The organism is Mycolicibacterium boenickei (assembly GCF_010731295.1).
GTDB lineage: Bacteria > Actinomycetota > Actinomycetes > Mycobacteriales > Mycobacteriaceae > Mycobacterium > Mycobacterium boenickei.
The window spans coordinates 5,721,357-5,734,550 of sequence record NZ_AP022579.1 but is presented as its reverse complement, the minus strand read 5'-3'; the positions used below and the strand labels follow the sequence as shown (position 1 = coordinate 5,734,550).

General features: G+C 67.2%; 15 protein-coding genes. 11 read left to right on the top strand and 4 right to left on the bottom strand.

Translation table 11 applies throughout. The annotated features are described in order from the left end of the window. Positions 1–13 precede the first annotated feature (13 nt). Together G6N57_RS27435 and nudC are read left to right on the top strand one after the other, a co-directional pair. Positions 14–1,108: a potassium channel family protein gene (locus G6N57_RS27435; protein WP_077743599.1), complete on the top strand. Its 1,095-nt coding sequence runs from the start codon at positions 14–16 to the stop codon at positions 1,106–1,108. Continuing rightward, positions 1,105–2,052 (top strand): NAD(+) diphosphatase, encoded by a 948-nt coding sequence (nudC, locus tag G6N57_RS27430; protein WP_077743600.1) that lies wholly within the window; start codon positions 1,105–1,107, stop codon positions 2,050–2,052. Before G6N57_RS27435 ends, nudC begins: the two co-directional genes overlap by 4 nt. An 18-nt stretch (positions 2,053–2,070) precedes the next feature. On the opposite strand, the gene G6N57_RS27425 is transcribed toward nudC, so the two are convergent. After that, entirely contained in the window at positions 2,071–2,319 is a 249-nt protein-coding gene (locus G6N57_RS27425; protein WP_036439997.1) for a mycoredoxin, read from the bottom strand. Positions 2,320–2,413: 94 nt separating this feature from the next. Between G6N57_RS27425 and G6N57_RS27420 the strand changes: the two genes are divergently transcribed. The 3 genes from G6N57_RS27420 to G6N57_RS27410 all read left to right on the top strand — a co-directional run bounded on the left by G6N57_RS27420 (position 2,414) and on the right by G6N57_RS27410 (position 5,206). Next, positions 2,414–3,556, top strand: a complete 1,143-nt coding sequence (locus G6N57_RS27420; RefSeq protein WP_077743602.1) for an acyl-CoA dehydrogenase family protein — start codon at positions 2,414–2,416, stop codon at positions 3,554–3,556. After that, positions 3,553–4,566 (top strand): acyl-CoA dehydrogenase family protein, encoded by a 1,014-nt coding sequence (locus G6N57_RS27415; protein ID WP_077743603.1) that lies wholly within the window; start codon positions 3,553–3,555, stop codon positions 4,564–4,566. Before G6N57_RS27420 ends, G6N57_RS27415 begins: the two co-directional genes overlap by 4 nt. 112 nt (positions 4,567–4,678) lie before the next feature. Next, on the top strand, positions 4,679–5,206 hold the full coding sequence (locus tag G6N57_RS27410; RefSeq protein WP_077743604.1) for a helix-turn-helix domain-containing protein: 528 nt from the start codon (positions 4,679–4,681) through the stop codon (positions 5,204–5,206). A gap of 19 nt (positions 5,207–5,225) precedes the next feature. Here the strand turns inward: G6N57_RS27410 and G6N57_RS27405 are convergent, their stop codons facing one another. Further along, positions 5,226–5,525 (bottom strand): hypothetical protein, encoded by a 300-nt coding sequence (locus tag G6N57_RS27405; RefSeq protein ID WP_065461075.1) that lies wholly within the window; start codon positions 5,523–5,525, stop codon positions 5,226–5,228. Positions 5,526–5,763: 238 nt separating this feature from the next. On the opposite strand from G6N57_RS27405, the gene G6N57_RS27400 reads away from it, so the two are divergent. Continuing rightward, positions 5,764–6,549, top strand: a complete 786-nt coding sequence (locus G6N57_RS27400; RefSeq protein WP_077743606.1) for an aldolase — start codon at positions 5,764–5,766, stop codon at positions 6,547–6,549. Between the two features lie 37 nt (positions 6,550–6,586). Beyond that, positions 6,587–7,465 (top strand): dihydrodipicolinate synthase family protein, encoded by an 879-nt coding sequence (locus G6N57_RS27395; protein ID WP_077743607.1) that lies wholly within the window; start codon positions 6,587–6,589, stop codon positions 7,463–7,465. A 3-nt stretch (positions 7,466–7,468) separates the two neighbouring features. Here the strand turns inward: G6N57_RS27395 and G6N57_RS27390 are convergent, their stop codons facing one another. Continuing rightward, the gene (locus G6N57_RS27390) at positions 7,469–7,936 is read right to left on the bottom strand and encodes an RrF2 family transcriptional regulator (protein WP_077743608.1); all 468 of its coding nucleotides are present in this window, start codon (positions 7,934–7,936) and stop codon (positions 7,469–7,471) included. Between the two features lie 72 nt (positions 7,937–8,008). On the opposite strand from G6N57_RS27390, the gene G6N57_RS27385 reads away from it, so the two are divergent. The 4 genes from G6N57_RS27385 (at position 8,009) to G6N57_RS27370 (ending at position 11,694) form a co-directional block, all read left to right on the top strand. Continuing rightward, positions 8,009–8,752, top strand: coding sequence for an SDR family oxidoreductase (locus G6N57_RS27385; RefSeq protein WP_077743609.1), 744 nt, complete (start codon positions 8,009–8,011; stop codon positions 8,750–8,752). Between the two features lie 36 nt (positions 8,753–8,788). Then, the gene (locus G6N57_RS27380) at positions 8,789–10,912 is read left to right on the top strand and encodes an ATP-dependent DNA helicase UvrD2 (protein ID WP_077743610.1); all 2,124 of its coding nucleotides are present in this window, start codon (positions 8,789–8,791) and stop codon (positions 10,910–10,912) included. Positions 10,913–11,017: 105 nt separating this feature from the next. Next, positions 11,018–11,236 (top strand): hypothetical protein, encoded by a 219-nt coding sequence (locus G6N57_RS27375; protein WP_179968383.1) that lies wholly within the window; start codon positions 11,018–11,020, stop codon positions 11,234–11,236. Between the two features lie 158 nt (positions 11,237–11,394). Further along, positions 11,395–11,694 (top strand): WhiB family transcriptional regulator, encoded by a 300-nt coding sequence (locus G6N57_RS27370; protein ID WP_097926403.1) that lies wholly within the window; start codon positions 11,395–11,397, stop codon positions 11,692–11,694. 128 nt (positions 11,695–11,822) lie between these two features. Here the strand turns inward: G6N57_RS27370 and G6N57_RS27365 are convergent, their stop codons facing one another. Then, a complete protein-coding gene (locus tag G6N57_RS27365) occupies positions 11,823–13,157 on the bottom strand; it encodes a macrolide-binding ATPase MABP-1 (protein ID WP_163646673.1) in 1,335 nt (444 codons plus the stop codon). Positions 13,158–13,194 lie beyond the last annotated feature (37 nt).

Genomic DNA, 13,194 nt, shown 5'->3' with positions numbered 1-13,194 from the left:
TTGATGGGGTCGCGTGGCTAAAGGCAGGCTGCGGCGCCGGCTCGCCGCGATCGACTCGAACCTGACCTCGCGCCCGGACGCCGCGCTCGTCGATGTGTTGCGCATCCCCGAGCCGTTCGTCAGCCCGGCCCGCAAGATCTTCATGCGGGTGATGTACGCGTTGGGTGCGCTGTTCGCCGCGGTGCTCATCGTGTACGCGGATCGTTACGGCTATCGGGACAACGACAGCGCCCCGGATGCGAACAATCCGCTGTCGTTCTTGGACTGCCTGTACTACGCCACGGTGTCGTTGTCGACGACCGGCTACGGCGACATCACGCCGTACACGGATTCGGCTCGTCTGGTGAACGTCATCGTCATCACGCCGCTGCGGGTGGCCTTCCTGATCGTTCTCATCGGTACCACGGTGGAAACCCTGACCACACAATCCCGGCAGGCGCTGAAGATTCAGCGATGGAGGAACAAAGTGCGTAACCACACCGTCGTCGTCGGATACGGCACCAAGGGGCGGACGGCGGTCGCCGCGATGGTCGGCGACGAGGTCTCCCCGGCTGACATCGTCGTCGTCGACGAGAACGCGGCCGCGCTGGAACGCGCCAAGGGCGCCGGCCTCGTGACGGTGCACGGTGACGCCACCAATTCCGGTGTGCTGCGGCTGGCCGGTGCCCAGCACGCGAAGTCGATCATCGTCGCGGCCGACAACGACGCCAGCGCGGTGCTGGTCACGTTGACCGCGCGTGAGCTGGCCCCCAAGGCCAAGATCATCGCCGCGGTGCGGGAGTCGGACAACCTGCATCTGCTCAAACAGTCCGGTGCGGACTCCACGGTGGTGTCCTCCGAGACCGCCGGCCGGTTGCTCGGTATCGCGACGCAGACCCCCAGCGTGGTGGAGATGATGGAGGATCTGCTGACGCCCGATGCGGGCTTCGCGATCGCCGAACGGGAGGTGAGTCCCAAGGAGGAGGGCGGCTCGCCGCGGCATCTGCATGACATCGTGCTCGGCGTGGTGCGTGAGGGCCGCCTGGTGCGGGTCGACGCACCCGAGGTGGATGCACTGGAGTCCGGCGACCGGCTGCTCTACATCCGCAGCGCGGACGCCGAGCGATGACCGAACGCCTCACCTTCGGCCTGCGCAACGTCCCCCTGCTCTCGCGGGTCGGTGCCGATCGGGCCGATGCGCTGCGCACCGATATCGATGCCGCGACCGAGGGCTGGCCGGACGCGCTGCTGCTGCGGGTCGACCGGCGCAACCAGGTACTGATCTCGGGTGGCCAGGTGGTGCTCGGCAAGGCCTCGAGCCTGGGCGGCGACAGGCCGCCGGAGCACGCGGTGTTCCTGGGCCGACTGGGGGACGGTCGGCATGTCTGGGGAATCCGCAGTGCCCTGGAGGCGCCCGACGACCCCGACACGCCCGCAGAGGTACTCGATCTGCGCCGGGCCGGCGAGGTGTTCGATGACGTCAGCGCACAGCTGGTGGCGACCGCGACGGCGTTGCTGAACTGGCATGACCGGGCCCGGTTCAGCGCAGTGGACGGTGCGGCGACGCGTTCGGCGAAAGGCGGCTGGTCGCGGGTCGACCCGGTCAGCGGCCACGAGGAGTTCCCGCGGATCGATCCGGCGGTGATCTGTCTGGTGCATGACGGCCACGATCGGGCGGTGCTGGCCCGGCAGACGGCGTGGCCCGAGCGGTTGTTCTCGATCCTGGCCGGGTTCGTCGAGGCGGGCGAATCGTTCGAGACCTGCGTGGTGCGCGAGATCGCCGAGGAAGTCGGCCTGACGGTCACCGACGTGCAATATCTGGGCAGCCAGCCGTGGCCGTTCCCGCGGTCGCTGATGGTGGGCTTCCACGCCATCGGCGATCCGGAACAGCCGTTCTCGTTCAATGACGGCGAGATCGCCGAGGCCGACTGGTTCACCCGGGCCGAGATCCGTGAGGCGCTGGATCGGGGTGACTGGAGTGCCGCCGACAGCGATTCCCGTTCGAGGCTGCTGCTGCCCGGGTCGATCTCGATTGCCCGCGAGATCATCGAGTCCTGGGCCGCCCTGGACTGACGGCCTGCGGGCCAAGCGTCAGCTGAGCTTGGCCTTGACCTGCTTGATCGTGGGATTGGTGAGCGTCGACCCGTCGGCGAACTTCACGGTCGGTACCACGTGGTTACCGCCGTTGACGGAGCCGACGAACTCGGCGGCTGCCGGATCCTGCTCGATGTCGACCTCGGTCCACGCGATGCCCTCTGACTTGAGCGCCATCTTGAGCCGCGAGCAGTAGCCGCACCACGTCGTGGTGTACATGGTCAGAGCAGTGGGTGTAGCAGTCATAGTGCACATAACGTAGCCGAACCGCCGTCCCATGCCCGCGGTGACGCAGGTCTCCCACCGTCACCGGTAAGTTGCTAATCCGCAGTGGACGGAGCTGAACATGACCCGATTGGTGCCGCCGGTGGCCGGCGACCCGCATGCGCTCGACGAGTTACGGCTGCAAGTGCGGCAGTTCATCGCCGAGCAGCAGCAGGCCGGAACCATCGGCCGCTACGCCGACAGCTGGCTGACCGGTTGGGACGAGAACTTCACGCGGGCGTTGGCGGCGCGCGGTTGGCTGGGGATGACGGTGCCGGTCGAATACGGCGGGCACGGGCGCAGCCACCAGGAGCGGTTCGTGGTCACCGAGGAACTGCTGGCGGCCGGGGCGCCGGTGGGGGCGCACTGGATCGCCGACCGTCAGATCGTTCCGTCGTTGCTCAAGTACGGCACCGAGGAGCAGCGGCGAAAGTTCTTGCCCGCCATCGCCAAAGGCGAGTGTTACTTCGGCATCGGGATGAGCGAGCCGGATTCCGGATCGGATCTGGCCAGCGTGCGCACCAAGGCCGTACAGGTGGACGGTGGGTGGGCGATCACCGGCGCCAAGGTGTGGACGTCGGGGGCGCATCTGGCCCATGCGTTCATCTGCCTGGCCCGCAGTGCGCCTGTCGATCCCGCGCACCGGCACGACGGTCTGAGCCAGTTCATCGTCGATCTGCGCGCACCGGGCGTCGATATCCGGCCCATCATCTCGATGAACGGCAAGCATCATTTCAACGAGGTGATCCTGGATGAGGTGTTCGTGCCCGACGCCATGGTGTTCGGCACCATCGGCAACGGCTGGCAGCAGGTGACCTCGGAGCTGAGCTTCGAGCGCAGCGGACCCGAGCGCTTCCTGTCGACGTTCCCGCTGCTGGCCGACATGGCCACCCATGTGCGGGACGGATCGCTGCCCCGTCATACCGACCTCGGGCGTTACCTGGGCCGCATCACCGGTCTGCACCAGATGTCGATGGCGGTTGCCGGCGCGCTGGAGCGGCATGAACCGGCCGACACCGCGGCGGCCGTGGTCAAGGTGCTGGGCACCTCCACTGAAGGCGACATCGCCGATTTCGCCGATGTCCTCGGCGAGACCGATGCCGAGGGTTACCGCGCGATGCTGGCCGATGCGGTGGTCCAGCGCCCGGGCTTCACCCTTCGCGGCGGGACCAACGAGGTGTTGCGAGGTGTCATTGCGCGGGGACTGGGGATGAGATGAGTGTCGACACCGAACTGGTCGAGATGATGTCGGCGGTCTTCGCCGCGCACCGCGAGCGGCACGCGCCCGGTGACGCCACCGCCGAATTGTGGGATCGGCTCGACGAACTCGGCCTGGTGCGGCTCACCGGCTCCGAGGCGTCCGGCGGCAGTGGCGCCGGCTGGCCCGAGGCGGTCGAGCTGCTGCGCGCCGCGGCCTGGCACGGGGTGAAAATCCCGTTGGCCGAACATGATCTGCTGGCCTGCTGGCTGTTGGAGACGGCGGGGCTGGAGGTGGACGGCAAGCGCCGCACCGCCTGTCTGCTCGACGACGCCGGTGTCGCCCGGGGTGTGCCGTGGGCCGCTGACTCCGAGCGGGTGGTGCTGCTCTGGCGCGACGGCACCGGCCACCGCGTGGCCGATGTGGACACCGCGTCGCTGTCGGTGAGCGCGGGGCGCAACAACGCGGGGGAGCCGCGCGACGATGTCCGGGCAGACCTCGCAGCGCTGTCCGGGACCCCGGTGTCCGACCACGTGATCGCCCAGTTCGCGCACCGTGCCGCTCTGGTTCGTGCCGTTCAGGTGTGCGCGGCGCTGGACCGGATTCTGGAGTCGTCGGTGGCGCACACCCGCGAACGCACCCAGTTCGGCCGACCGCTGGCCAAGTTCCAGGCCGTGCAGAATCTGGTGGCGGACATCGCCGCCGAGTCGGCGCTGGCCCGGGCGGCCACCGATGGGGCGCTGGCCGAGGCGTTGCGATCGGACTGGTCGTCGCCGCACCTGGATTTCCTTGTCGCCGTGGCACGTTCGTGCGTGGGGCACGCAACCTCGGTGGTGGTGCGCAACGCTCATCAGGTCCACGGTGCGATCGGCACCACGCTCGAGCACCGGCTGCACGAGTTCACCATGCCTGCGTTGTCCTGGCGTTCGGAGTACGGCTCGGTTGCGCACTGGGATGAGGTCCTCACCGACTACGCCACCGGTGCCGGGGCGGAAGGCTTGTGGGCGTTGGTCACTGGCGCCGGCGAGTAGTTCGCGAACCCTGGAGATCGTGCGGCCGGACGGAATGTCGACCATATGACACCCGCTGTCCTATGGGACCATTGGTCGAACTGGGTATTCTTCGCTGTGGGCAGGAGGTGTGATGAGCGCTCTGTTACGTGCTGTGCGTCAACAGCGGGGTATGACGCTTGAGGAGCTCGCCGAGGCAACCGGGTTGACCAAGAGCTACCTGTCCAAGGTCGAACGTCAGCGTTCCACACCGTCGATCGCGGTGGCGATGAAGCTGGCACGTGCGCTCGAGGTCGATGTCGCACAATTGTTTTCCGAGGACCCGGCGGTCACCACGTTGTCGATCGACCGCGCGGGCGAGCGCGGCAACAGTCGCTATCAAGCCGTGGCGGCGGGGATGCTCGGTAAGTCGATGTCGCCGTTCATCGTGCGACCGACCCTCAAGTTCTCCGAACATCCGCATCCAGAGCACGCCGGACAGGAGTTGGTGTTCGTCCACGCGGGCGTGGTCGAGCTGCGGTACCAGGACGATTTGATCGTCCTCGAGACCGGCGACTGCGCGTACTTCGACGCCTCGTTGCCGCACCAGCTGCGTCAGCGGGGGAGTACGCCCAGTGAGGTTCTGGTGATCACCCACACCGAGTACGGCCGCAATCGCTGACTCGCGCTCTTGTGTCCCGTCAGCATGTGAGGTTCACGTGCACGGTGGGGATGGGTTCGAAATCCGGTAGGCCGTGGATGGTGACGGTCCTCGCTTGCGGGCGTACGACGACCGTGTGGACATTGGTCACCGTGCATTGACCGAGCGGACCGCTGCCGACCTTGTTGATGATCACCCGCTTGCCATCGGCCTGTAGCTGCGCGATGGTTTCGGCCGCCGACGGGCCGGTGGGGGCCGCTGCGGCGACGGCGGCCCCCGCGGCGAGCCAGGCGGCGACCGCGCCGATGGAAAACGCCGTGGACGTTGCTATGTGTTTCATGGCTACTCACTCCTTCTTCGACGGTTCGATCGAGATGTCTCGATCATAGGACACAAAGTGTCATAAAGGAAACAAGATCGGCTGTGCGTCGGAGTGAAGGGGCGGGGCCGCCGCTCTCGAACCGATGCCGGCGACGCTGCGATTCTCGTGCATGTCGAAGAAACTGTTGACTAGATGACACACGGTGTCCTACAGTCGGACGTGTTGCCGACCCCTCGATGTAGAAAGGTAGGCCGAGATGAACACCACGCTCGGTGATTCGAAGCAGGTTCTGATGCAGCGGGCCCTCGATGGGCTTTCGACCCATATCGCGGAGTCGACGCTGACTCCGCGGCAGAAGCTGGCCTTGACCTGCCGCGCATTGTTCGACGCGGGCCACGACTCGGGATTGGCCGGGCAGATCACAGCGCGGGCCGAGACGCCGGGCACGTACTACACCCAGCGGCTCGGCCTGGGCTTCGACGAGATCACCGATGAGAATCTGCTGGTCGTCGACGAGGATCTCAACGTTCTCGAAGGCGAGGGAATGGCGAACCCCGCCAACCGATTCCATTCCTGGATCTACCGTGCGCGGCCCGATGTGCAGTGCATCGTGCACACTCACCCGTTCCACGTCGCCGCGCTCTCGATGCTGGAAGTTCCTTTGCGGGTGTCGCAGATGGACATCGCCCCGCTCTATGACGACTGCGCCTTCCTGGCTGACTGGCCGGGTGTCCCGGTCGGCAATGAGGAGGGCGAGATCATCAGCGCCGCACTGGGGGACAAGAAGGCGATCCTGTTGGCTCACCACGGTCATGTGATCGCCGGGGCCAGCATCGAGGAGTCATGCTCGCTGGCGATGCTGATCGAGCGTGGCGCCAAACTGCAACTGGCGGCCATGGGCGCGGGAACGATCGCCGACCTGCCTCCGCGGCTGGCGCGGGAGGCCCATGACTGGACGTTGCGGCCCAAGCGCAGCCAGGCCAACTTCGCCTACTACGCCCGCCGCGCGCTCCGCAACCATCCCGACGCATTGACCAGCTGACCCCTGAACCACCCAACCGCACGGAAAGGACATCAACATGCCCTCCACCACTGAGATCCACGGAATCCTGGCCTATCCCGTGACTCCCTTCACCGAGGACCAGCGGGTCGACACGGACAAGCTTGCCGCTCTCGTCGACCGGTTGGTGACCGACGGAGCCCACGGGATCGTCCCGCTGGGCAGCACCGGCGAGTCGGCCTATCTCGCCGAGGCCGAGTTCGATGCTGTCATCGACACCACGATCGGCGTGGTCGACCGTCGGGTTCCCGTCATCATCGGTGCGTCAGATCTCACCACTGCCAACACGATTCGCCGGGCGCGGTATGCCGAGCGCGCCGGTGCGGATGCGGTGATGGTGCTGCCGATTTCCTACTGGAAACTGTCCGAACGGGAGATCGCCCAGCACTACGCGGCGATCGGCGCCGCGATCGGAATTCCGATCATGGTGTACAACAACCCGGCCACCAGTGGTATCGACATGCGGCCGGAGCTGCTGGTCCAGATGTTCGACGACATCGACAACGTCACCATGGTCAAGGAATCCACCGGGGACATCACCCGCATGCAGCGCCTGTCCGAGCTCACCGACGGCCGGCTGCCGTTCTACAACGGCAGTAATCCCATGATTCTCAAGGCTTTCAAGGCTGGGGCCAAGGGCTGGTGCACAGCGGCGCCGAATCTGCTGCCGCAGCCGTGCCTGGACCTCTACGCAGCGGCGCAGGCCGGAGACTGGGCCAAGGCCGAGGCCATCTACACCGAGCTCAAGCCCTTCCTGGAGTTCATCGTGGCGGGCGGCCTGCCCACCACGATCAAGGGTGGACTCGAGCTGCTCGGCCGGGGCGTCGGAGACCCGCGTCCGCCGCTGCTGCCGCTCGACGGCGGCGGCCGCGAGGAATTGGGCCGGCTCCTGCTCTGAGTCTCACCTGCCCAACAACTTTCGGGTGCGGGCCGGTGCTGCGGCCGGGATGTCGGCGAGGATGTCGGCAAGTGTGACGCCGTCGAGGCTGGCCCGCCAGGCCTGGTGGGCGTCAGCCATCTTGACCGCGAGGATGCACTCGTGGCGGCACCACGAGGCGGGCAGGGCGCCGCGACCCTGCCGGCGGATCTCGCGGCACTCGTATGGCGGCGACGCGCCGTCGACCGCCTCGACGATCTGCAGCAGGGTGATGTCAGCGGGTGCCCGGCCCAGCCGGAACCCGCCGCGCGGGCCGGTTGTCGCGACCAGTACACCCGCGCGCGTCAGGGCCTGCAGTTGCTTGGCGAGATAGGCCGCTGGCAGGTCGAAATACTCGGCGAGATCTGCGGCCGACGCGGTGGTCCCCGGCTCGAGCTGCGCCAGCGACGTCGCGCAGTGCAGGGCCCACTCGGTGGCCACGGGAAGTTTCACAGCCCGTAGTTTATTACAGATATTACGGACCTATATAGTCCGAGATATTCATCGGCGAGGACGGGAGACATCATGCGAGTCGCAGTTGCCGGAGCTACGGGAAACATCGGGGCGCGCGTGGTCGCCGCCCTGCAGGCCGCAGGACACGAGGTGGTGGCCATCAGCCGCTCGTCGGGGGTGGACCTGTCCACCGGGGAGGGCCTCGACGCGGCTCTGGCCGGGGTGCGGGCGGTGGTCGACGCGATCAGCGCCCCGCCCACCGATCGGGACAGCACTGTGGACTATCTGGGCACCGCCACCCGCACCCTGCTGGCCGCCGAGGAACGCGCCGGGGTGAGCCATCACGTGCTGCTGTCCATCGTGGGGATCCACGGCATCGACGGCAATCCGCACTACGCCGGAAAACGCGAGCAGGAGCGGCTGATCGAGGCCGGGTCGGTGCCGTGGACCATCGTGCCTGCCACCCAGTTCCACGATTTCGCCGAGATGGTGGTGAGCTGGACCGAGCGGGACGGGCGGGCCGAAATCGCTCCTCTGCTGGTTCAGCCCATCGATCCCGACGACGTCGCAGCAGTGCTCGCGGAGGTCGCCGTGGGCCACCCGCAAGGCCGCTACGCCGACGTGGCCGGCCCACAGACCCAGGATCTGGTGGACCTGGCCCGGCGGACCCTGGCAGCCCGTGGCCGGGAGGTGACCTTGGTGCCGACGTGGTCGTCGGTCTTCGGTGTCGAGATGGCGGGCAATGCGCTGCTGCCCGGCGCCGGCGCGCGCATCGCGCCCACCACCTTCGACCAGTGGCTGAGCCGGCAGCGATAGACGGCGCTCCCAGACCTGTCACCGGTCTCTGACACCATGGAGCGCATGCCGTTGGAGGCTCCCTCGCCCGCGCTGGGTGATCTGGACGATGAGCAGCGGGAGGCTGTGCTGGCCGCCCGCGGTCCGGTGTGCGTGCTCGCAGGCGCGGGTACCGGCAAGACCCGCACCATCACCCGTCGGATCGCGCACCTGGTCGCAGGCGGTCATGTCGCGCCAAGCCAGGTGCTCGCGGTGACCTTCACCGCGCGGGCCGCGGGGGAGATGCGCGGCCGGTTGCGGGTGCTCGGCCAGGAGTCGGGCGTGAACACCTCTGCGGTGCAGGCGGTGACATTTCACGCCGCAGCGCGCCGGCAGTTGCAGTACTTCTGGCCCCGTCTGGTCGGCGACACCGGGTGGGAGCTGCTCGACAGCAAGTTCGCCGTGGTCGCGCAGGCCGCGAACCGCGCAGGCATGCAGACCAGCACCGACGACGTCCGCGACCTGGCCGGCGAAATCGAGTGGGCCAAGGCATCTTTGATCACCCCGGAGGGCTACGGCACTGCGGTGGCCAAGGTCGGCCGCGACATCCCGTTCGATGCGGCCAAGGTCGCCTCGGTCTATTCGAACTACGAGAAGCTCAAGGCCCGCCGGGACGGCTCGGCCCTGTTGGATTTCGACGATCTGCTGCTGCACACCGCCGCGGCCATCGAGAACGACGCCGCCGTCGCGCAGGAGTTCCGCGATCGCTACCGCTGCTTCGTCGTCGACGAGTACCAGGACGTCACGCCCCTGCAGCAGCGCGTGCTCGATGCCTGGCTCGGGGAGCGCGACGACCTCACCGTGGTCGGTGACGCGAACCAGACCATCTATTCGTTCACCGGTGCCACCCCGCGCTTCCTGCTGGACTTCTCGCGGCGCTTCCCCGACGCCGCGGTGGTGCGGCTGGAGCGGGACTACCGGTCGACACCGCAGGTGGTGTCGTTGGCCAACCGGGTGATCGCGGCCGCCCGCGGCCGGATGGCGGGCAGCAAGCTGCATCTGGTGGGGCAGCGTGACCCTGGTCCGGAGCCGACGTTCTCCGAGTATCCCGACGAGGTGGCCGAGGCCAATGCCGTCGCCCGGTCCATCAAGAAGCTGATCGAAAACGGAACGGAGCCCGCCGAAATCGCGGTGCTCTACCGGATCAACGCGCAGTCCGAGGTGTATGAGGAGGCGCTCACCGAGGCCGGGATCGCCTTCCAGGTGCGCGGTGGCGAAGGCTTCTTCAGCCGCCAGGAGATCCGCCAGGCGCTGGTCGCAATGCAACGCTTCGCCGAACGTGACATTCCCGAGGACGATCTGCCCGCGCTGGTACGCGAGCTGCTCGAGCCGCTCGGATTGACCGCCGAACCGCCGGCCGGCACGAAGGCCCGCGAGCGCTGGGAGGCGCTGACGGCGTTGGCCGAGTTGGTCGACGAGGAGGTGGCGCTGCGTCCGGAGCTGGATCTGCGGGCGCTGGTCGCCGAGCTGCGCCAGCGGGCCGACGCGCGGCATCCACCGGTGGTGCAGGGCGTGACGCTGGCGTCTCTGCACGCGGCCAAGGGCCTGGAGTGGGATGCGGTGTTCCTGGTCGGCCTGGCCGACAACACGCTGCCCATCTCGCATGCCCTTGCGCACGGGCCCGACAGCGAGCCGGTGGAGGAGGAGCGTCGCCTGCTCTATGTCGGGGTCACCCGGGCCCGGGTGCACCTGGGGCTGAGTTGGGCACTGGCCCGCACGCCAGGCGGGCGGCAGGGCCGTCGGCCGTCGCGGTTCCTCAACGGCATCGCACCGCAGCTGCAGAATTCGGTTGGCTCGGGCCCGGATCGGACGCGTCGTCAACGTGGCCCGGCGCCGCGCTGCCGGGTGTGCAATGCCGCGTTGACCACCCCGCCGGCGATCATGTTGCGCCGCTGCGAAACCTGTCCTTCGGACCTGGACGAAGAGCTGCTCGCCGAGCTCAAGGAGTGGCGGCTGCGGGTCTCCAAGGAGATGAAAGTGCCGGCGTATGTGGTGTTCACCGACAACACCCTGATTGCCATCGCCGAGTCGTTGCCGGCCGACGAAGCCGCGTTGGTGGCGCTCCCGGGAATCGGTGCGCGCAAGCTCGAGCAGTACGGCCCGGACGTTCTCGAGTTGGTCAAAGGCCGCCAAAATTCGTAAAGATCACGCCAAAACCGCAGGTAGAAAATAGGTTGTGCGATTCGGCTGTTAGGCTTTAGCCTCGTAACACAGCTCTGGTGACGAGACGGAAGGAGGGTGCCCGCAATGGATAACAACATCGAATTCAGCGGTGTAGCGGTTGCAGGCATGCCGTCCGTGCTTGCCGTCGCCGCTGCCGCGGTTTCCCCGGCAGTTCACCGGTACGCCGCACCCGCTGCCCCCGCCGCCGCCGCCGCATGGTTGGCCGCCGCTGCTATTTCCCCGCAGCACAAGCGCCGTCCGGCCGCCGCGACTGGCGCGTCCGTGGATCGGAGCCCCTACTAGGTAGAGCTCCCATCACCGCCAAATGGCCACGGACCCGCAGTCAACCGGATCCGTGGCCAAATTTTTTGGGAGTCGTTCCACCCCGAAAAAACTGGTCGCAGATCCCTCGAAGAGACAGATCGCCGACAACTACGACCAGGAAGCAGGGGGACAAACACATGTCCATTGCGATGACCGCTCCAGAGATGAGCGTCGCGCCGGTGACATGCGAACAGCGGCTACCGGCGGTGCCGTGCCACATCGGGAATCCCGATCTGTGGTTCGCCGAGAGCCCAGTCGATCTGGAGCAGGCCAAGGCTCTGTGCGCGGATTGCCCGATCCGCCGCGAGTGCCTGGCTGCCGCGCTGGAAAGGCAAGAGCCGTGGGGCGTTTGGGGCGGCGAGATCCTCGACCGCGGAACCATCGTGGCGCGCAAGCGGCCGCGCGGGCGTCCGCGGAAGAACGTGGCCGCGGCCTGACGCGCCGACGTCGGCGCTGCCGCGCTCGACCATTGTCACGCTGGAGTGGCGCCCGAGTTCGGGCGCCACTCCAGCGTGACGTTCGAGACGTAGCGAGGGCCGTCAAGCGCTCGGCGTCTGCCGAGTTTCTAGGCGGCTTCCTCGTCAAACCCCGGAACGAATTGCGTGGCAATCGCTTTCACCGGCACGTGGGCGTCGAGCTGACAGCAGATCGCCGTAATCGAGGCGATAACCCGGGCCGGGATCGCCAGATTCGCCGGGAGGTCGAGCTGGCGTGCCATTTTGATCTGCGCCACGGAATTGTCCATCTGGCCTGCGGCCATCTTCTGCAGCCACCGGCGGGTGTAGTGGAAGACGTCGACCTCGATGGGTTCGACATACTGGCGCAGCATGTCGTTGACCTCCTCGATGGAGACCTGTTCACCCTTCTGGATGAAGCCCGCCGCTTCCATGACCGGCAGCAGCTCGTCGTAGTTCTTGTCGCGGGCCAGCCGGATCATCTCGCCGAGCGCGTAGGGCAGCCCGCCGGGCAGCGGCGCCACCGCTCCGAAGTCGATGACACCCATCCGGCCATCGGGCAGAAGCATGAAGTTTCCGGGATGCGCGTCGCCGTGCATCATCTCGAGCCGTTCCGGTGCCCCGAACGTCAGCTCGGTCAGCCGGGTGCCCATCAGGTCGCGTTGCTCAGGCGTCCCGTCGCGGATGATCTCCGACATCGGGATGCCTTCCATCCATTCGGCGATGACCACTTTGGGGGCGCTCGCCACGATGTGGGGAATCGCGAAATGAGGATCGTCGGCGTAGGCCTTGGCGAAGGCCCGCTGGTTGTCTGCCTCCAGGCGGTAGTCGAGCTCCATCTCGGTGCGTTCGATGAGCTCGTCGACCACACCTTGGATGTCGGCGCCCGGGGCGAGCTGTTTGAACACACCCACCAGACGCTGGATGGTCTTGAGGTCGGCGCGCAGGGCCTCGTCGGCACCGGGGTACTGGATCTTGACGGCGACCTCACGCCCGTCCGACCACACCGCCTTGTGCACCTGACCGATGCTGGCCGAGGCCACCGGGGTGTCGTCGAATGAGGTGAACCGCTCCCGCCACTTGGTGCCCAGCTGGGCGTCGAGCATCCGGTGCACCTTGGCGGCGGGCAGCGGCGGGGCTTCCCGCTGGAGTTTGGTGAGTGCCTCGCGGTACGGCTTGCCGTACTGCTCGGGGATGGCTGCTTCCATCACCGACAGGGCCTGGCCCACCTTCATCGCGCCGCCCTTGAGCTCACCCAACACGGTGAACAGTTGTTGGGCGGCCTTGTCCATCAACTCGGCAGTGACCTCGTCCCTGGACTTGCCGGTCAGACGCTTGCCGAAGCCCAGTGCGGCCCGACCCGCCATGCCGCCGGCCAGGCCGGCGAGCTTCGCATTCCGTGCCACGCTTCCACGTTTGATGTCAGACACCAGACCATCATCCATGACGGGTCTGAATCGCCCACAACCAACTGGCAACAAA

Excerpts from the sequence above, each read along its gene's own strand:
- nudC (WP_077743600.1), top strand. The coding sequence starts at position 1,105 with ATGACCGAACGCCTCACCTTCGGCCTGCGCAACGTCCCCCTGCTCTCG.
- G6N57_RS27385 (WP_077743609.1), top strand. The coding sequence starts at position 8,009 with ATGCGAGTCGCAGTTGCCGGAGCTACGGGAAACATCGGGGCGCGCGTG.
- G6N57_RS27425 (WP_036439997.1), bottom strand. The coding sequence starts at position 2,319 with ATGACTGCTACACCCACTGCTCTGACCATGTACACCACGACGTGGTGC.
- G6N57_RS27365 (WP_163646673.1), bottom strand. The coding sequence starts at position 13,157 with ATGGATGATGGTCTGGTGTCTGACATCAAACGTGGAAGCGTGGCACGG.
- G6N57_RS27380 (WP_077743610.1), top strand. The coding sequence starts at position 8,789 with ATGGAGCGCATGCCGTTGGAGGCTCCCTCGCCCGCGCTGGGTGATCTG.
- G6N57_RS27395 (WP_077743607.1), top strand. The coding sequence starts at position 6,587 with ATGCCCTCCACCACTGAGATCCACGGAATCCTGGCCTATCCCGTGACT.
- G6N57_RS27370 (WP_097926403.1), top strand. The coding sequence starts at position 11,395 with ATGTCCATTGCGATGACCGCTCCAGAGATGAGCGTCGCGCCGGTGACA.
- G6N57_RS27410 (WP_077743604.1), top strand. The coding sequence starts at position 4,679 with ATGAGCGCTCTGTTACGTGCTGTGCGTCAACAGCGGGGTATGACGCTT.
- G6N57_RS27375 (WP_179968383.1), top strand. The coding sequence starts at position 11,018 with ATGGATAACAACATCGAATTCAGCGGTGTAGCGGTTGCAGGCATGCCG.
- G6N57_RS27405 (WP_065461075.1), bottom strand. The coding sequence starts at position 5,525 with ATGAAACACATAGCAACGTCCACGGCGTTTTCCATCGGCGCGGTCGCC.
- G6N57_RS27400 (WP_077743606.1), top strand. The coding sequence starts at position 5,764 with ATGAACACCACGCTCGGTGATTCGAAGCAGGTTCTGATGCAGCGGGCC.
- G6N57_RS27415 (WP_077743603.1), top strand. The coding sequence starts at position 3,553 with ATGAGTGTCGACACCGAACTGGTCGAGATGATGTCGGCGGTCTTCGCC.